Consider the following 18,692-nt stretch of genomic DNA (forward strand, 5'->3'; position numbering starts at 1 on the left):
ACATGAAAAAAGACCAAGCCATTATCCGCGTCGAAAACGTTACGCAGACTTTCTCCACCGCCAAAGGGCCGTTTCTGGCGCTCGATAACGTCAGTTTTGATATTGAGCAGGGCGAAACCGTCAGCCTGATTGGTCATTCCGGCTGCGGAAAATCCACCTTGCTGAACCTGATTGCCGGGCTGAGCCGCCCGAGCGAAGGCGTCCTGCTGTGCGATAACCGCGAAATCAACGGCCCCGGCCCGGAGCGCGGGGTGGTGTTTCAAAACCATTCGCTGCTGCCTTGGCTGACCACCTACGACAACGTTGCGCTGGCGGTACATCAGGTATTCAAAGGCCAGATGAGCAAAAGCGAAATGCATGACTGGATCGAACACAATCTGGAACTGGTACACATGGGGCATGCGCTGCACAAGCGGCCCGGTGAGATTTCCGGCGGTATGAAGCAGCGCGTGGGCATCGCCCGTGCGCTGGCGATGAAACCTAAAGTGCTGCTGATGGACGAACCCTTCGGCGCGCTCGACGCCTTAACCCGTGCACATTTGCAGGATGCGGTGATGGAAATTCAGTCGCGCCTGAAAACCACCATTTTACTGATCACCCATGACGTGGACGAAGCGGTGCTGCTGTCTGATCGCGTGATGATGATGACCAACGGCCCGGCGGCGAAAATCGGTGAAGTCTTGCAGGTCGCACTGGAACGCCCGCGTTCACGGCTGGCGCTGGCCAACGATCCGCTGTTTCACCAGTACCGTCAGCAGGTGCTGCAATTCCTGTATGAAAAACATCAGGCCGTAGCCTGATTCAGTGGCGGGGTGAGCGCAATGGAAAAACCGGTTCTGGTGGTCATTGGCAACGGCATTGCAGGCGTGCGACTGGTGGAAAAACTGTGTGAACGGGCACCGTCGCGATATCGCATGGTTATCATCGGTGACGAAGTGCAACCCGCTTACAACCGCATTCTGCTGACGCCGGTGTTATCGGGCGAGAAATGTTTTAACGATATCGTCACGCACGACGCGCAATGGTTTGACCGTTACAACGTCACGCTAAAATTGGGGGATCCGGTCACGCACATTGACCGTGTGGCCCGCACCGTCACCGTCGGCAGGCACTTGCTGCGCTATGACCATCTGGTGATCGCGACCGGTTCGCGGCCTTTCATGCCTGCGTTGCCGGGCGCGGATTTGCCGGGCATTCACGGATTTCGCACGCAACGGGACGTCGAACAGATTCTGTGCGGTCACCACGCCGGACAACCGGCCGTGGTGATTGGCGGCGGGGTGCTAGGCGTGGAGGCGGCTGCTGCGCTGGCGCTGCGTGGTATGCAAGTCTGTATTTTGCACCGCGGGCCACATCTGATGGATCAACAGCTTGATGAACATGCCGGTGAGCTGCTGCGCGTCAGTCTGTTGTCGCGCGGTATTGAAACGGTGTTACAGGCTAATACCCTGGCGTATCTCGGCCGTAATACCGGCAGAGTTCAGGCGGTAAAACTGCACGACGGCCGCGAGCTGGCGGCGCAGCGGGTGGTGGTCGCCGCCGGTGTGCGCCCTGATATCGCGCTGGCGCAGGCTGCCGGGCTGGAATGTGCGCGCGGCATTCGGGTCAGCGATACATTGCAAACCTCCGATCCAAACATTTCGGCCATCGGCGAATGCTGCCAGCTGGGTGAACTGACCTTCGGACTGGTCGCCCCGTGTTTGCAGCAGGCTGAAACGCTGGCCGCCCGGCTGACGGGCGTTGATGCCGAGCCCTTTACGGTGCAGAACGTCCCACTGCGGCTGAAGGTCACCGGTATCGATCTGTTTTGTGCCGGTGAACTGCTTGCCGATGCGCAGGCCCAAATTCACAGCACGTTCGACCCCTTCGACGGCCACTACCGCCGCCTGTTGCTGCGCGACAATCAGCTGAAAGGCGTGCTGCTGTGGGGCGATATCAGCGACGGGCCGGATTATTTCTCACGACTTGGCAATCCACAGCGTCAGCCGTCACAGCTGAGCGTTTTTAATCCCGATGAAACGCCTGCACCCACTCTTATCCCTTTTAAAGAACCGTTATCCCATGAGGTAGCGAGGAGCAATGTCATGTCAAAACCCGTATTAGTCATGGCCGGACACGGCATGGTCGGCCACCATTTTCTGCAACAACTGGTCGAACGCGAACTGCATCTGCAATATCAGGTAATTGTTTTTGCTGAAGAAAAGTCACCGGCTTATGACCGTGTGAATCTTTCCGAGTTTTTTTCCGGCCGCAGCGCGGAATCATTGTCGATGGTGGAAGACGGCTTTTTCGAATCGACCGGCATTGAGCTGCGCCTGGCGCACGGTATTGAGCATATTGATACCCAACACCGATTTGTGGTCGACCGTCAGGGGCGGCAAACCGCTTACGATTTGCTGGTGCTGGCCACCGGTTCTTATCCGTTCGTGCCGCCGATACCGGGCAATGATGCGCCGGGCTGTCTGGTTTACCGCACGCTCGAGGATCTGGCGGCGATTCAGAGCTGCGCGGAACAGGGAAAAATCGGCGTGGTGGTCGGCGGTGGTCTGCTCGGGCTGGAAGCGGCCAATGCGCTGAAACATCTTGGCCTGCAAACGCATGTGGTGGAGTTCGCGCCGCGGCTGATGGGGGTTCAGCTCGATGAAGGCGGGGCGGCGATGTTGCGTCGTAAGATTGAAGCGCTGGGCGTGCAGGTTCACACCGGTAAAGAAACGCGAGAAATTGTTGCGGGGGAAACGCAGCATTACCGCATGCAGTTCGCTGACGGCAGTCATCTGGAGACCGATCTGGTGCTGTTCTCCGCCGGTATCCGCCCGCGCGATCAGCTGGCCAGAGAGTGCGGGCTTGAGGTCGGACCGCGTGGCGGCATCGTGATTAATGACCAGTGCCGCACCTCGGATCCGGCCATTTTCGCCATCGGCGAATGTGCGCTGTGGAACGGCCAGATTTTCGGGTTGGTTGCGCCGGGTTATCAGATGGCGCGCACGCTGGCGGACACGCTCTCTGGCAGTGAGGTGGCATTCAAAGGCGCGGACATGAGTACCAAACTGAAGCTCCTCGGCGTCGAAGTGGCGTCAGTGGGGGATGCACATGGCCGCACGGAGGGCAGTCAGAGTTATAGCTGGGTGGACGGTCCGGCGGACGTGTACAAAAAAATCGTGGTTTCGCAGGATGGCAAACGCCTGCTCGGCGCGGTGCTGGTGGGTGACAGCAACGAATACAGCACGTTGTTGCAAATGATGCTCAACGATATGCCGCTGCCTGCCCGCCCTGAGGGGTTAATTTTACCCGCCGGATCCGGCGCCGCACCGCACAGTCTGGGCGTTGCGGCCTTACCCGACGGCGCGCAAATCTGCTCCTGCCACAACGTCAGCAAATCGGATATTTGTGAGGCAGTCAAAGGTGGCTGTGGGGATATGGCGGCCATCAAATCCTGCACCAAAGCGGCTACCGGCTGCGGTGGCTGTGCGGCACTCACCAAACAGGTGATGGAGTTTGCGCTGACCGAAATGGGCGTCGAAGTGAAAAAAGACGTCTGTGAGCATTTCGCCTATTCCCGACAGGAGATTTATCACCTTGTGCGTATGGGCAATATCCGCAGCTTTGACGAACTGATCGACAGGCACGGCCATGGGCACGGCTGTGAAATTTGCAAACCGCTGGTCGGATCGATTCTGGCCTCGTGCTGGAACGACTATCTGCTTAAACCGCAGCACCTGCCGTTGCAGGACACCAACGATCGCTACTTCGCCAATATTCAGAAAGATGGCACTTATTCCGTGGTGCCGCGCGTGCCTGCCGGGGAGATCACACCCGACGGGCTGATCGCCATCGGTCTGGTCGCCAAACGCTACAACCTCTACACCAAAATCACCGGCGGACAGCGGGTCGATTTGTTTGGCGCACGTCTGGAACAGCTCCCGGAGATCTGGCAGCACCTGGTGGACGCCGGATTCGAAACCGGCCACGCCTATGGGAAATCGCTGCGCACGGTGAAATCCTGCGTCGGTTCCAACTGGTGCCGCTATGGCGTGCAGGATTCCACGGCGCTGGCGCTGCAGCTGGAGAGCCGCTACAAAGGTCTGCGCTCGCCGCACAAAATCAAAATGGCCGTCTCCGGCTGTACCCGCGAATGTGCCGAAGCGCAGAGTAAAGACGTCGGCGTGATCGCCACCGAAAAGGGGTGGAACCTTTACGTCTGCGGTAACGGCGGCATGAAGCCGCGTCACGCTGATTTACTGGCGCAGGACATGAGTACGGAAGCGTTAATCCGCACCGTGGATCGTTTCCTGATGTTCTATATCCGCACCGCCGACCGTCTGCAACGCACCAGCACCTGGATGGATAATCTCGAAGGCGGCATGGATTATCTGCGTCAGGTAGTGCTGGAAGACAGCCTGAACATAGGCGCTGAACTGGAAAGCGAAATGAACGCGGTGGTCGGCACGTATCAGTGCGAATGGCAGACCACGCTGGCCGATCCCGATCGTCTGGCGCTGTTCCGGCCCTTCGTCAACAGCGACCAGCCGGACGAGGCGGTAGTGATGGTCGAAGAGCGTCAGCAGCTAAGACCCGCGACATCGCAAGAGCGCGCGGCGCTGCCGCAGGTGGTGATCAATCAGCCGGTCATGGCAATGCAGGGCTGGGTTGATCTCTGTGAACTGAGCGAGATCCCGGCCAATGCGGGCATGGCCGCGCGGCTGGCAAACCGGCAGATTGCGCTGTTCCATCTGCCGGATCATCCTCAGCAGGTGTTTGCCCTCAGCAACCACGAGCCGGACAGCGATGCCAATGTGCTGGCACGCGGGCTGGTGGGCGACGTGAAAGGCGAACCGGTGGTGATTTCGCCCCTGTACAAACAGCGGTTCCGGTTGCTCGATGGCAGCAGCATTGACGATGCCCAAAACACCCTGAGCGTCTGGCCGGTGAAAGTGGATGGCGGCCGGGTTTGGGTGCAGGAGCATCCGGTGAACCGCGTCGCCCGCGCGCCCGATATCATCGAGACGGTCAGTCTATGAAAAAAAACGCGATTTCTACTACCTGCGCCTATTGCGGCGTCGGCTGTGGCGTCAGCATGCAGCCACGGGAGGAAGGATTTACCGCCAGCGGAGAGGCGATGCATCCGGCTAATTTCGGCCGGCTGTGCGTTAAAGGCAGCGCGCTCGGCGAGACGCTGGATTTAGAAGGGCGTTTGCTCCGGCCTGAGATTAACCGTCAGCCGGTCAGCTGGTCACAGGCGTTAGATGCGGTGGCCAACGGATTACGGGACGTGATCCGCGAATCTGGCCCGCAGGCGGTAGCGTTTTATGGCTCCGGGCAGTTGCTGACGGAAGATTATTACGTCGCCAACAAGCTGATGAAAGGCTTTATCGGCGCGGGAAATATGGATACCAACTCAAGGCTGTGCATGGCCTCGGCGGTGGTCGGATACAAGCGGGCATTCGGCGCGGACGCCGTGCCGTGCAGTTATCAGGATCTGGAACTTGCCGACTGTGTGATCCTCACCGGGTCGAACACCGCCTGGGCGCATCCGGTGGTCTATCAGCGGCTGGCGCAGGCGAAAAAAGAGCGGCCACAGATGCGTATTATCGTCATCGACCCGCGTCAGACCGCAACCTGCGACATTGCTGATTTACATCTTCCGCTTCGCCCCGGCAGCGACGCTGCGCTGTTTTGCGGGGCGCTGAACGCTATGGCGCAAAGCGGCAAACTGGATAGGACGTTTCTGCACGACCACACGCAGGGCGCTGACGAAACGCTCTTCTCCGTTCAGGACTGGACGGTGGCAAAAACCGCCATCTTCTGTGGCCTGACAACGGCGCAGCTGCTGGCGTTTTATCAGACCATCGCCGACAGCGACCGGCTGGTGACGCTCTATTCGATGGGCATCAATCAGTCCAGCTCCGGCGTGGATAAATGCAACGCCATCATCAATCTGCATCTGGCGACCGGCAAAATTGGCCGCGAAGGTTGCGGACCTTTTTCGATTACCGGACAGCCAAATGCAATGGGCGGGCGCGAAGTGGGCGGGCTGGCGAATCAGCTGGCGTCGCACATGGGGTTCACACCGCAAGAGATCGGGCGAGTCGGACGGTTCTGGAAGAGTGACAACGTCACAACATCGGCCGGACTTAACGCCGTAGATCTGTTTCGCGCCATTGAAACGGGGGACATTAAAGCCGTGTGGATCATGGGCACCAATCCGCTGGTCTCGCTGCCCGACGCCGACCGCGTGCGCGCAGGGCTGGCACGGTGCCCGCTGGTGATCGTCTCCGATATTATGCGCGAAACCGATACCACCCGCGCGGCGCATATCTGCCTGCCTGCGCTTGGCTGGGGCGAAAAGAATGGCACCGTCACCAACTCTGAGCGCTGTATTTCGCGCCAGCGCGCCTTTCTGCCCGCACCGGGCGAGGCCAAAGCGGACTGGTGGATCCTCAGCCAGGTCGCACAGCGTTTAGGGTTTGCTGACGCCTTTGACTATCAGCATCCGGCAGAGATTTTCCGCGAACACGCGGCACTGTCGGGTTTCGAGAATCACGGTTCCCGCGCCTTTGATATCAGCGGGCTGGCGCAGCTTTCCAATCAGCAGTGGGATGAATTGCTGCCGGTGCAGTGGCCGGTTAATGCCAGAACACCTCAAGGCACCGTGCGACTGTTCCACGACAAGCGCTTCTTCCACTCTGACGGCAAAGCAAGGCTGATCGCCATTACACCGCGACTGCCAGTCAATCAGCCTACCGCCGCCGCGCCGCTTATCATGAACACCGGCAGGGTACGCGACCAGTGGCATACGATGACGCGTACCGGTAAATCCGCCCGCCTGATGCAGCATATCAGCGAACCGTTTTGCCAGTTTCATCCGGCGGATGCCCCGGATATTCAGCCCGGTGATCTGGTGCGCGTTGCCTCATCGCACGGCTGGTTATTGCTGCGCGCCCAGCCGGATGGCCTGCAACCGCGCGGCAGCGTATTTGTGCCGATGCACTGGAACAGCCAGTTCAGCCAGCAGGCCAGAGTGGATGCACTGATTGAAGCGCATACCGATCCGCTTTCAGGGCAGCCGGAAAGCAAACATATGCCGGTCAGTCTGCGCCGCTGGAAAGCGGCCTGGCAGGCCGAGGTGTTTGTGCGCGGTAGCCAGGAAGAACATCTGACGCCGCCCGCAACGGCCTACTGGAGCCGCATCACCCAGCCGGGCGTTACGCATTACACGCTTGCTGACTCCTCGTTGCCGGAAAACTGGGCGACGTGGCTCAGTGAACATTTCGGTACGCACCGCTGGGTGTGCCAGTCTGCCCGTCTTGGCGACGACGGTTTTAACCTGCTGGCATGGTCAGACGGTGAGTTACAGCTGGCGTTTTACGCCCACCGCCAGCGCCCCGTTCCCGACCGGAGTGTGGTCGTCGCCGCATTTACGCAGCCACCGGGCACCGCGCAACAACGTCTGGCGCTGCTGGCAGGCCTGGCCGCAGGGGGTAAAGCCCCGACCGGTGCAATGATTTGCAGCTGTTTTGCGGTCGGTGAAATCGCCATTGTGGACGCCGTTCGGCAGGGGTGTCACAGCGTACAGCAGCTAGGCGCACAGCTTAAATGCGGCACTAACTGTGGCTCATGTATTCCTGAACTGAAAAAAATCATAGCCAGTCAGCTCATCACGCTGACGGCGGGAGAAAACCAATGAACCTCTTCGAACAGTCATTACAGATGCATCAGATTTCTCAGATCATCGCTCAGGGAAACATGCGTACTCCGGTGTGTCGCGGCGAAGTGTGGCTGGTCGGCGCAGGGCCAGGGGACGTGGAACTTCTGACGCTAAAAGCGCTGCGGGTGATCCAGCAGGCAAACGTGGTGGTGTTCGACCGGCTGGTCTCGGAGCCGGTTATGGCACTGATCCCGGCGGATGCACTGCGCATCGACGTGGGTAAATCGACACGCAATCACACGCTGGGGCAGGCGGAAATCAACCAGCTTCTGGTGGAACTGGCGCAGGCCGGGCACCGTGTAGTGCGCCTGAAGGGCGGCGACCCGTTTGTGTTCGGGCGCGGCGGCGAAGAGATGGCGCACTGTCAGAACCATGACGTGACTTGCCACATTGTGCCGGGCATCACCGCCGCGATGGGTTGCGCTGCTGTGAGTGGCATCCCGCTCACGCATCGTAATCTGGCACAGTCGGTGCGGTTTGTTACCGGACACTGCGCACAGGGCGAACAGGATATTGACTGGGAAAAACTGACCATGTCGCGTCAGACGCTGGTGTTCTACATGGGGATCGCTAACAGCGGCAATATCAGCCAGCAACTCATCGCGCATGGGCTTTCGGCATCAACGCCAGTGGCCGTGATCGAGCGCGGCACCCAGCCGGAGCAACGGGTGATCATCGGAATACTGGAAAAACTGCCGAAACTGGTGGCGGAGCATCACGTGGAAACGCCCGCGCTGGTGATCGTCGGGGAAGTGGTGGCGATGTATCGCGGGGAGAAGGGGGTTAAAACTTATTCTCAGGTGGCGGAGCGAGGCACTGACGCTCTCAGCAGCAGAATGGCGCACGCTTCGGTTTAACGTCGTTTGAAATACCCCCTCCCAGCCTCCGCCTTCGCTGGGGGAGGAGTAAAAGCAGGGCACCGCGCAGCGGCAGGGTTTTACGGCATCCTCGTGATCGTCTTGCGGACTTTTTCCAGCAAACACAAACGTTCTCCCATTGTTTTCCCTTTTTTTGACACACTTTGTTAACAAGGATTATTGAAGTCAGGGAGGGAGGATGTAAAAGAACAATAGTAGCTGTTCAAGTGCGGGAAATGAGATAGGAGAGCGGAACAGAGGCGACTTCGTTCAGCAGGTATATAGGTTCGCGCCCCGGCGGCATTTTAAAAAATAGCCAACCAATAATATTAAAAACGCCAAGCGCCTCACAATTTTATGGGAGTGCCTGATGTGTCTTTATTTCAGTGTGTAGACATAAGCAGATTTTCTTATGAATCATTTTTTAAATTTTTAGTTTTTCATTGAAATTTTTCCTTTCGTCATCTACTACTTAGTAGAGGTAAGATCCCGTTGTTTATCAGCGAGTTTATTGCTTAACAGGGTTATTATAAACAGACGTAGGGTTAGCCTACATTCGTTATTTTTACTGGGTAATTACAATCAGAGGCTTAAATGAAAAAACATCATGCATTGCTGGCTGTGGCTTTAACGGCGTTTATCTCTTCCAGTGCGTTTGCTGCTGAACTGATGAAGAAAGTTGATTTCGAAAAAGTGGAATCTCAGTACACCAAAGTGGGTTCTGTCACTACGTCCAATAAAACGTCGCAGTCAGGTGCTATCGAAGATCTGTCTAAAAAAGCCGATAAAAAAGGCGGTGACATTTTCGTGTTAACTTCCGGCAATACCAATAATAAAATTCACGGCACCGCCGACGTTTATAAGAAAAAGTAATCATTAACTCCACCATTCATGTTGTACAAAATGCCCATTTAAATATGGGCGTTTTATTTTTTGAATTTGCATAAAGACCCATCACATTCCCTCCCTGATCCCACATTTCTCCAGATCTCCGTAGGATTTTCATCGTTTATTCCTACACATTTCCCCGTACTTTAATGTTACTGAAACGTTAATTGACGAGGCGAAAAATGAACCATTCATCCGAACAGTATCTCAACGCGCTGGGTGCCGATCAGACGTTGTCACCGGCACAGCTTGATGAGCTGGAGACCAGAGGTTACGTAGTGATTCATGATGTTATCGACAAAGACTGGCTGGAAGATATGCGTACCGCATTTGATTCGCTGGTAGAAAAAGAGGGCGATAATCTGGCGGTGGAACATCATCAGGAGGCCACGGCGACCCGCATCGCGAACATGATCAACAAGGGAACGGTGTGGGAAAAGGCGTGGGCACATCCGCTGATCCTTTCCGTGTGCCGCCACATTTTTCAGGGGCCGTTCAAAGTTTCCAGCCTGAATGGCCGGGAAGCACTGCACCACGGCGGGCATCAGCCCCTTCATGCAGACTGGAAAAAGCCGCGCCCGGATTTTCCTAAGGTGCATCTGGTGAACGCCATTATCGCGATTGATGATCTCAGCGCCGCCAATGGTGCGCCGCGCATTATCCCCGGTACGCATCACCGCCCGGAGCTGCCGGAGGACGTGCTGGCCGATTGCGGTTTGCCACATCCTGATGAAGTGGTGTTCGAAGCGCCTGCGGGCAGCGTGATGATTTACAACGCGCATGCCTGGCACGGCGGCACCAATAACACTATCGGTACGCGCCGACGGGTGCTGCACAGTTTGTATATCGATCGTGAGGATATGCAGCAGCAGGATCAGCGTAAATGGCTGAAGCCTGAAACCTCCAACCGCCTGACGCCTGCGCAAAAGTGGCTGCTCGACGTACTCTGAATACCCTTCACTGTGAAGCCTGACCTGACGGTCGGGCTTTTTTATTTTCGCAATTTGCGCGCGGTCACAGACTCCGGATCCTGCATAACATCGATGTTGTTACGGGTATGTTATGGTAAACAGAAATCCCCGGAGGCCACGATGCTGACAAATGTGATTGAGACACTTTTCCGCTCGGTTTCCGGCAGCGGCTCGCTGGCTATCCGGTTTCCGGATACCTTACAACCGCCGCCGGAACTGGCCTGCGTGGTGAGTTTTCCGCGCATCGAATTTGTCGTCGAAGGCGAAGTGCATGACCGCAACGTCACGGCGGATAAAGGACTGCTGAGGCAGGGCGACGCAATTTATATTCCAGGCGGGAAGTGGAATCTGACCGTCTGGGATAAGCCTGCGGTGTTGCTGAGCATTCTTTTTAGTAAGGAAAAACTCGGTTTCAGCCTGCAATTCTGGGATGGAAAATCGTTCACCGGGACTGAGAAACAGAGCGTGCCGCGCCTTGGTCCGCGCGTCGGGTCTTTTTTGCTTCAGGCGATGAATGAAGTCGTCTCGATTCCGGAAGATCAGCAAACCGCCCGCTGCGTGATGGCCGGGTTGCTTAGCCATTGTCAGGAACAGTTGTCTAACCGCGCGCAGGTGCTGACCCGCAGCGGGGCGCTGTTTGAGGTGGTGAAAAGGTACATCGACGAAAATGCCTCCCTGCCGCTGACGCGTGAAAACGTCGCGAAGCGATTTCACATCACGCCAAATTATCTCTCTCATTTGTTCAGAAAATCCGGCGATATCGGCTTTAGCGAATATCTCAATCACGTTCGTCTGGAACGCGCGAAGCTGCTGCTCAAAGGCTATGAGCTGAAAATCAAAGAAGTCGCGACGCACTGCGGATTTGTCGATAGCAACTATTTCTGCCGTGTGTTTCGTAAAAGTACGGCGCGATCCCCTTCGCAGTACCGCAGCCAGTGGCTGAGCCAGCTGCCATAGCGCACTATTTTTTGCTCAGGGTTATCCCTTCCGCCGGCAACGGCAGTGCGGTTTTGTAGCGCACCTGCTTGAGAGCAAAGCTGGAACGGATATTAGAGACGCCACGAATTTTAGTCAGGTGGTCCAAAATAAAATGTTCCAGTGCGCGGATATCCGGCACTAAAACCCGCAGAAGATAATCCGCATCGCCGGTCATCAGATAACATTCCATCACTTCGGGGCGGTCGCCGATCGCTTTTTCAAACACGCTCAGCGCATCCTCAACCTGTTTCTCCAAACTGACCTGAATGAACACGTTCACGTGCAGGCCGAGCACCGCGGGCTCTAACAAGGTGACCTGCTTGCGGATCACGCCCAGCTCTTCCATGGCTTTCACCCGGTTGAAACACGGCGTCGGTGAGAGGTTAACGGAGCGCGCAAGGTCTGCATTGGTGATCCGCGAATTCTCCTGCATGGAGTTAAGAATGGCGACATCGGTCCGGTCGAGTTTTTTCATCGGGATAAATTATCCTTTAATGTCTAAATTGGAAGATAAAATTACTCATAAAACAGGTTAACGCTACGCTAATAGGAGAAATTACCCCGTTACATCCAGATAAAATTACCACATAACATTTCGCAGTGGAGAAACGATTGTGGGAACTGAGGGGAAATCTTTGACGGCGTCGGCGCAGGATCAAAAAAGCGTGAAACTGAAGGGCATTTTGCTGCTGATTGGGGCAATTGTCGTCTGGGGCGCAAACTGGCCGGTGATGAAATCAGGTCTTTCGCATGTCTCGCCGATCTGGCTTTCTTCACTACGTTTCGCCACCGGTGGGCTTTGCCTGTTCGCGCTTCAGGCGCTGACCGGTAAGTTACGCTTCCCGCCACGCAAGGACTGGCCGCTGGTGGTCAGCGTCGGGTTATTGCAAATGATGACGTTTACCGTGCTCGGCGCGATTGCGATGACCGAAGTCCCGGCGGGCCGCTCGGCGGTACTGGCCTACACCACGCCGCTGTGGGTGACACCGATCGCCGTGCTGTTTTTCCGGGAAAAGCTTTCACGTCGCCAGCTGACCGGCACGCTGCTCGGCGGTGCGGGCGTCGTGGTTTTATTCAATCCCTTCACGTTTAACTGGAGCGATCATGCGCTGGTGCTGGCCAACCTGATGCTGCTGACCGCATCGTTCACCTGGGCGATGTGCATTTTGCACCTGCGTCACCACAAAGGTGTGTGCAGCGCCTACCAGCTGGCACCGTGGCAGATGTTGCTGGCCAGCGTACCGCTTACCGTGATGGCACGCGTTGTCGAAGGTCCGTATGACGGCGACGGTTCGGCGTCGTTGATCGAAACGCTGTTATTCATGGGGCCGTTCGCTACTGCGTTTTGTTTTGTGGCGGTGAATGCCGCCAGCATGTGGCTGTCGAGTACCAGCATGTCCACGGCGATGCTGGGTGTGCCGGTCATCGGCCTGCTGATGTCGGTGGTGTTCCTCGGTGAACATCTGACGGTGACGCTGGCGGCTGGGTTGTTAATTATTTCGTCAGGCATTTTGATTGTGACGATGAAATCCCCGAAGCGCAGTGCGGGACGCGAAAAGGTCAGCGGTAAAACCGTCGTGGCAGGAGAAAACATTTAAATCATATTGTCACGTTCCGGTATTATTACCTGTTTATGCTGCTATTTTCCCAAGCATTATCCCGGAGTGACAGATGCATCAATTCGTATTGTTAGTTTCTTTGTTTTGTATGGTCAGTTCGGCATTTGCCAGCCCGGATCCGGCCGCATCTCTGGCCTTGGCGATGAATGAGCGAATGCGGGTGATGAAAGATGTGGCGGGTTACAAATCCGCGCATCATTTGCCGGTTGAGGATTTGGTTCGCGAGCAGAAGGTACTGGCCGCCGCGCAGGCAGAGGCAGGCGAGGCGGGGGTGGATCCTCAGTCCGTCGCACCCTTTATTCAGGCGCAGATGGATGCGGCGAAAGCCATTCAGTACCGTTATCTGGCCGACTGGCTTTCCCGCCCTGAACCGGACTGGAAACCGGCAAACCTTGAAGACGTCAGAGCGCGGATTTCGCAATACGATAACGTCATTCTCAAAACCATCAGTGCGCAGTTAAAAGCAGGTGGATTTCGCGACGGTGAGCGTACGCAATTATTGAGCCTGCTTAACGCGCCGCAGCTGAGCGGGGGTGATAAGCAGCGCCTGGTCGATTCACTGGCGCTGATTAAACCGAAAATACCCGGTCAGTAAGTGCTTGCGGTGACCGTGCGGGCGCGCTTCGACGGGGCAGTGATCACTATCAGGCATCCCAAAATCAGCCCGATGCCGATCCAGCCCATCGGCGGTAACCTTTCGCCGACGATCATCACAGCGAGCACCGCCGCGACAGCCGGTTCGAGCAAAGTGATCGTGGTGGCGAGGCTGGCGGGAATGCGTGCCAGCCCGTAGCCGTAACAGACGTAGCCGATAAACATCGGGATCAGCGCCATGTAAATGCCGACGGCGGCGTTATTCATGGATGCCAGCAGCGGCGCGCCGGTGACAAACAGCACCGGCATCAGCAAGATCCCGCCGAGCCCGAAGGTGGCGCCCATCGCCGTGCGGGAGGGGATGCCGCGCTGCATCAGACGACGTGCCGCCCAGGAATAGAGGGCATACGTCAGACCGGCGAGCAGGCCGAGGGCGATGCCGAAGATGACATCCGATTGCTGAGTGGTTGACGCGTGGCTGGCGCTTTCTGCCAGACACAACAGCACCATTCCGATGACGCCTGCCGCTGCGCCGGTCATCCAGCGACGTGTGAGCCGTTGTCCGTCGAGACCATATTCGATCAGCGCCGAAAGCAGCGGGGCGGATCCGATGGATATGACCGTGCCGACCGTCACGCCCGCAAGGTGCATGGAGGCGTAAAATGCCAGCGGGTAGATGCCTACTGCCAGCGCCCCGGTCAGCAACATGCCGCCGTTCTGGCGCAGAGTGATGCGGCTTCTGATAATGCCTCTCAGAGCGATTAGCGCCTGTAACAATCCGCCGACGCCCATCGCCACCGCGCCGATGGCGACCGCGCTGACCTCTGGTGCAAACGTCGCCGCCGTGCCCGTGGTTCCCCACAATAATGCGGCGATCAGTACGCCGCCCATGCCCAACATGCTGTCCCGCTGATTCATCCTTCGAATGCCTCCATCATCTCGGCGGCCATCGCCATCGCCTGCCGGACGCATTCGCCGTCGCCTTCCAGCCCGGCGCGGGACATCGCCCCTTCAAGCAGGAATGAAAAGTGACGTGCCATCCGCCGTGCCTTTGCTTCGTCGCCACCCATCATGGCGAGAAGGTGAGTGGTCAGGATCGATTCAACCTGTTCTTTATGCCCGCGTACCGCCACTCTGCCCGGCGCACCGGCTGGCAGCTCCGCTGCGGCGTTAAGTAATCCGCACCCGCGAAAACCGCGCTCATAGGCAAATTCTGCGTGGTCTTCGTAGGCCAGAAAGACCGCCATCACGCCCTCTTTTGGCGTGGACGCCTGTTGCACACGGCTGGCATACAGCGCGAGCCATTCGTCGTGGCGGATTTCAAGGTATGTCGCCACCAGTTCGGCTTTCGATTCAAAATTGTTATAGAGACTTTTCTTGGCCACACCGGCTCTTTTCACAATGGCATCGATGCCCGTTGCGGCGATGCCATCGTTATAAAACAGCACCCTGGCCGCGCCGAGCAGACGATCGCGTGCGCTTTCCGTCGGGTTTTCAGGTAATGACATGACGTTTATCTTCCTGTTTGAATTGTTGTAGGTATACCAGTCTACCTACTCGTCTAAAATAATGAAAGTGGGAAGCGGGGCGGGTTAACCGTGCCTTTACTGTGGGAAAAAGACATAATCCGGTAAAAGCCGTTTCGGGACAGCAGGTTGCCGCTGTCAGGCACAGCAATATGTCGTTAACTTTGAGAAGGAGTAAATCATGTTTCATGAGTGGCTGAATGCCTTACACGTTATTGCCGGGGTGTTGTGGATTGGCGGGATGATGGGGATGGCGATGGTTTTCGCGGTCAGCGGGAAGTCCGCTGCGAATGATGCCAGCCGTTCGGCGTTGCTCGATTACGTGCGCAAATGGAACCGCTGCGTCACCAGCCCGGCGATGATCCTGTTGTGGGTCGCCGGGATCTGGATGATTGTCAGCTACGGCAAATTCCCGCACGCGTGGCTGTTGATCAAGATGATCGTCGTGGTGTTGCTTTCCGCTCTTCACGGAATGCTGTCCGGCGAACTTCGCCGCCGCGCAACCGGCCAGCCAATCAAGGATTTCGCCATTCTGCGCAAAGCCTCCGGAATTATCGTCGCCGCCGTGGTGGTGATTGGGGTGCTGGCGGTGATCAGACCGTTCTAAATCACCCTCCAATTTCTATAAAACCAATCCTAAAAAAATCCACGCTCAGCCGTGGATTTTTTATTTGCATCAATTTCGTAACAATCACTAAACATTTTCAGCTTAACCTGATGGCGGGCCTGTGAGAAACTCACAATGATTGCGCAAACATTATAATTTGACACCCGATACCAGTGGCCAATGCTTTGAATAACAATACAAAAACAGAAAACACCCGAATCCGTTCCGCCACGCTTGAAGATGTGGCAAAAGAAGCCGGGCTTTCACCGATGACGGTGAGCCGGGCGCTGAATAACCCGAAAGTGGTGCGACCGGCGACCATCGCCCGCGTGATGGACGCGGTGAAAATAACCGGTTATATCCCCAACATGCTGGCCGGAGGCCTCGCGACCCGCCGCACCAAGCTTATCGCGGTGGTAGTGCCGCAGATTAACAACAATATGTTCGTCGATACCGTGCAGGCGATCGGCGATGCGCTGGCGCTGCGCGGTTATCACATGCTGTTGTGCATCGTCGGTTACGAGCCTGAAGATGAGACAGATATTGTCGCGACGCTGCTCTCGCGCCGCCCGGACGGCATCGTGCTGACCGGTATTCACCATACTTCTGAACTGAAAAGAATCATCCTTAACGCCAATATTCCTGTAGTCGAAATCTGGGATTTGACTCCCACGCCTGTCGATATGTTGATCGGTTTCTCACACGAAAAAGTCGGCAACGCTGTCGGAGAATATTTCCTCAACAAAGGTTTCACCCGCTTTGGTTTTATTTGCGCATCAGACCGCCGCGCGGTGGTGAGAAAAAATGGCGCGATTGCCGTATTACGCGCTCGTGCGGAGCACGAAATCGAAGAGCTGATGGTGTCGCGCCCGGCGAATATGGAGGTCGGGCGTAGCGCGCTGCGGCAGATGATGGCGGGGGATAAACGTTTCGACGCGATTATTTGCAGCTCTGACACGCTGGCGCAGGGCGTTATTATGGAAGCGGAAGCGCAGGGGCTACGGGTACCGCAGGATTTATCGGTAATGGGATTTGCTGACCTGAACTTTGCGGCGCACAACCGCCCGGCGATCACGACGGTGAGCGTGGATAAATGGGGCATAGGTATCCGCGCGGCGGGGATGCTGGCGGATAAGATCGAGGGAAAAGCGGTGGGCGAACCGGTGGTTGATATAGGGTATTCGGTCGTGGTTAGGGAATCAGCGTGAGGGGAGCGGTTGTGACCCACACAGGCCTTAAAGGCAAGACCTTGGGCTGCCGCCCAAACCGGCCCAAAGGACGCGTAAACGCGCGCCCTCTGGACTCCCGCGTTTTTTAAAACACGTGCCATGCATCCCGGCTCTGTTTCAGTAGCCACCGTTATTGCCGCGAAATCCCGCCGCTGTGCGGTTCCCTTCGCTCGGGTTACAACCCGCGCAAAAAGACGCGCGGTTTTTCACCTCTCGCGACGGCGTGATTTTGAAAGCGGCCAGAAACTTTTAGGTCACAACTTCACCGACTCGGATCATTTCAAAAAACAAAATACGTTTTTGTTTTTTAAAAAATGGTGAGATGGCGCGATCAAAAAATCCTGCCGAACGGAGCGGGCTGGAGACCTATGGCTCCAGCACCGAGTGAGGGAACCGCGAAGCGGCAGGGTTTTGCGCCACACGCAGAAGTCACAGAACACGTCCATCTGTCTGGCGATAGCGCGCATTTAAAAAAGCGAGGAGGGATGCAAGGGAGGAAAAGCATTTTCCTCCCTTGCTCGGTTTCGGCGCGAAAGGCCAGGCGAGCGCTGTTATGGAGAAACCGAAACTTTCTCGATCAATTATATTTATCTCCCCCCTCTCTAATTTCACTTAATAATCTTACCCACCCTTAATGTTAGAAAATGTTAGCTAACAATAACCGCAACAAATAACAAAATATTTCCTTCTGAAATTATATTTCTCCGGTCAGGAAATTAAGATCCCAAAAGGAATTGCTGATAATCAATGCTATTAAATTGAAGGGGTTATCAACTCGGTTATTAATTTAACTCATTGTTTTTATTTGTTTATTAATCTTCTTTGTGATGCCATGTTATTGTCACCGCATAAACGCTATGGAAATAAATGTTTATTTTTGATGTTGCAGTGATATTATAAATTTGTACCTAAATAACAATAATATTCAACCCAAACTTAACATCAGGCATGTGAGACTCGTCATTCTATGCTCCTTCAAAAGAAAACTACCCGTCGCAAGTTCTTACTTGGGTCGCTGATGGCATTGCCCGTCGGGACCATCATGATGAAAGGGCTGTCAGCAGCAGAAGCGGCTGAAATGGTTGCCCCGGATTTACTCGATTATAAACCCGTCTTTTTCAGCGCCGGGGAATGGCAGTTTATTATGGCCGCTGCCGACCGCCTGATCCCCGCCGGGGGCAAAGGCAAAGCACCGGGTGCGCTGGAAACCAATGTGCCCATCTTTATCGATCAGCAAATGCATGGCGATTTCGGCGAAGAAATCTATATGCAGGGGCCGTTCAACGTCCATGCGCCTGCCACGATGGGGTATCAGATCCCGTTCCGGCCGCAGCAAATCTACAAAACCGGCATTCGCCTGGCGAACAGCTGGTGCCAGCAACATCATCAGAAAGCCTTCCATGAACTTTCCGTGCAGGACAAAGACCAGGTTCTGACCCAATTGCAGAAAAACGACATCCATTTTGCCGACCTCGGCGAAGAGAGTCTCGTGGCATCGCAATTTTTCGGTGAACTGCTTTCAGACACCAAACATGGTTACCTCGCCGACCCGATCTACGGCGGTAACAAAGGGATGAAGGCGTGGATTGCCATCGGGTTCCCCGGTGCGCGTGCCAGTTTCACCGAATGGGTGAAGCAGCACAACGTGCCTTATCCGCTGGGGCCGGTGAGCCTGCAAGGCGCGCGTGCCTGAAGGCCGCTTCGTACTCCCTTTTCTG

The 18,692-nt window shown here is 56.1% G+C and carries 15 protein-coding genes; 12 read left to right on the forward strand and 3 right to left on the reverse strand.

Annotation, left to right across the window (positions count from 1 at the left end; all coding sequences use genetic code 11):
• Nucleotides 1-2 precede the first annotated feature (2 nt).
• The 7 genes from ACMHLI_RS06795 (at nt 3) to ACMHLI_RS06825 (ending at nt 11,378) form a co-directional block, all read left to right on the forward strand.
• Complete coding sequence (locus tag ACMHLI_RS06795; protein WP_413528789.1) at nt 3-800, forward strand: ABC transporter ATP-binding protein; 798 nt, start codon at nt 3-5, stop codon at nt 798-800.
• 21 nt (nt 801-821) lie between these two features.
• Entirely contained in the window at nt 822-5,018 is a 4,197-nt protein-coding gene (nirB, locus tag ACMHLI_RS06800) for a nitrite reductase large subunit NirB (RefSeq protein ID WP_413528790.1), read from the forward strand.
• On the forward strand, nt 5,015-7,684 hold the full coding sequence (locus tag ACMHLI_RS06805) for a molybdopterin-dependent oxidoreductase (protein WP_413528791.1): 2,670 nt from the start codon (nt 5,015-5,017) through the stop codon (nt 7,682-7,684). Before nirB ends, ACMHLI_RS06805 begins: the two co-directional genes overlap by 4 nt.
• A 23-nt stretch (nt 7,685-7,707) precedes the next feature.
• The gene (cobA, locus tag ACMHLI_RS06810) at nt 7,708-8,562 is read left to right on the forward strand and encodes a uroporphyrinogen-III C-methyltransferase (protein ID WP_413529016.1); all 855 of its coding nucleotides are present in this window, start codon (nt 7,708-7,710) and stop codon (nt 8,560-8,562) included.
• 594 nt (nt 8,563-9,156) lie between these two features.
• The gene (gene yahO / locus ACMHLI_RS06815) at nt 9,157-9,435 is read left to right on the forward strand and encodes a DUF1471 family periplasmic protein YahO (protein ID WP_413528792.1); all 279 of its coding nucleotides are present in this window, start codon (nt 9,157-9,159) and stop codon (nt 9,433-9,435) included.
• Between the two features lie 197 nt (nt 9,436-9,632).
• The gene (locus ACMHLI_RS06820; RefSeq protein ID WP_413528793.1) at nt 9,633-10,400 is read left to right on the forward strand and encodes a phytanoyl-CoA dioxygenase family protein; all 768 of its coding nucleotides are present in this window, start codon (nt 9,633-9,635) and stop codon (nt 10,398-10,400) included.
• A gap of 141 nt (nt 10,401-10,541) precedes the next feature.
• A complete protein-coding gene (locus tag ACMHLI_RS06825) occupies nt 10,542-11,378 on the forward strand; it encodes a helix-turn-helix domain-containing protein (protein WP_413528794.1) in 837 nt (278 codons plus the stop codon).
• Between the two features lie 4 nt (nt 11,379-11,382).
• On the opposite strand, the gene ACMHLI_RS06830 is transcribed toward ACMHLI_RS06825, so the two are convergent.
• Complete coding sequence (locus tag ACMHLI_RS06830; protein WP_413528795.1) at nt 11,383-11,874, reverse strand: Lrp/AsnC family transcriptional regulator; 492 nt, start codon at nt 11,872-11,874, stop codon at nt 11,383-11,385.
• Nucleotides 11,875-12,064: 190 nt separating this feature from the next.
• Here ACMHLI_RS06830 and ACMHLI_RS06835 point away from each other — a divergent pair, with 190 nt between their 5' ends.
• Both ACMHLI_RS06835 and ACMHLI_RS06840 read left to right on the forward strand, forming a co-directional pair.
• On the forward strand, nt 12,065-12,997 hold the full coding sequence (locus ACMHLI_RS06835) for a DMT family transporter (protein WP_413528796.1): 933 nt from the start codon (nt 12,065-12,067) through the stop codon (nt 12,995-12,997).
• 73 nt (nt 12,998-13,070) lie between these two features.
• Entirely contained in the window at nt 13,071-13,613 is a 543-nt protein-coding gene (locus tag ACMHLI_RS06840; RefSeq protein WP_413528797.1) for a chorismate mutase, read from the forward strand.
• Here the strand turns inward: ACMHLI_RS06840 and ACMHLI_RS06845 are convergent.
• Together ACMHLI_RS06845 and ACMHLI_RS06850 are read right to left on the reverse strand one after the other, a co-directional pair.
• Entirely contained in the window at nt 13,607-14,530 is a 924-nt protein-coding gene (locus ACMHLI_RS06845; protein ID WP_413528798.1) for a DMT family transporter, read from the reverse strand. The two genes, ACMHLI_RS06840 and ACMHLI_RS06845, sit on opposite strands and share 7 nt — an antisense overlap.
• Nucleotides 14,527-15,120 (reverse strand): TetR/AcrR family transcriptional regulator, encoded by a 594-nt coding sequence (locus ACMHLI_RS06850; RefSeq protein WP_413528799.1) that lies wholly within the window; start codon nt 15,118-15,120, stop codon nt 14,527-14,529. The genes ACMHLI_RS06845 and ACMHLI_RS06850 overlap by 4 nt, the downstream gene beginning before the upstream one ends.
• A gap of 199 nt (nt 15,121-15,319) precedes the next feature.
• On the opposite strand from ACMHLI_RS06850, the gene ACMHLI_RS06855 reads away from it, so the two are divergent.
• From ACMHLI_RS06855 to ACMHLI_RS06865, 3 genes are all read left to right on the forward strand, one after another.
• The gene (locus ACMHLI_RS06855) at nt 15,320-15,745 is read left to right on the forward strand and encodes a CopD family protein (protein WP_413528800.1); all 426 of its coding nucleotides are present in this window, start codon (nt 15,320-15,322) and stop codon (nt 15,743-15,745) included.
• A 185-nt stretch (nt 15,746-15,930) separates the two neighbouring features.
• A complete protein-coding gene (locus tag ACMHLI_RS06860) occupies nt 15,931-16,953 on the forward strand; it encodes a LacI family DNA-binding transcriptional regulator (RefSeq protein ID WP_413528801.1) in 1,023 nt (340 codons plus the stop codon).
• 988 nt (nt 16,954-17,941) lie between these two features.
• Nucleotides 17,942-18,667: a gluconate 2-dehydrogenase subunit 3 family protein gene (locus tag ACMHLI_RS06865; RefSeq protein ID WP_413528802.1), complete on the forward strand. Its 726-nt coding sequence runs from the start codon at nt 17,942-17,944 to the stop codon at nt 18,665-18,667.
• Nucleotides 18,668-18,692 lie beyond the last annotated feature (25 nt).

The organism is Rahnella inusitata (genome assembly GCF_965118895.1).
Classification (GTDB): domain Bacteria; phylum Pseudomonadota; class Gammaproteobacteria; order Enterobacterales; family Enterobacteriaceae; genus Rahnella; species Rahnella inusitata_A.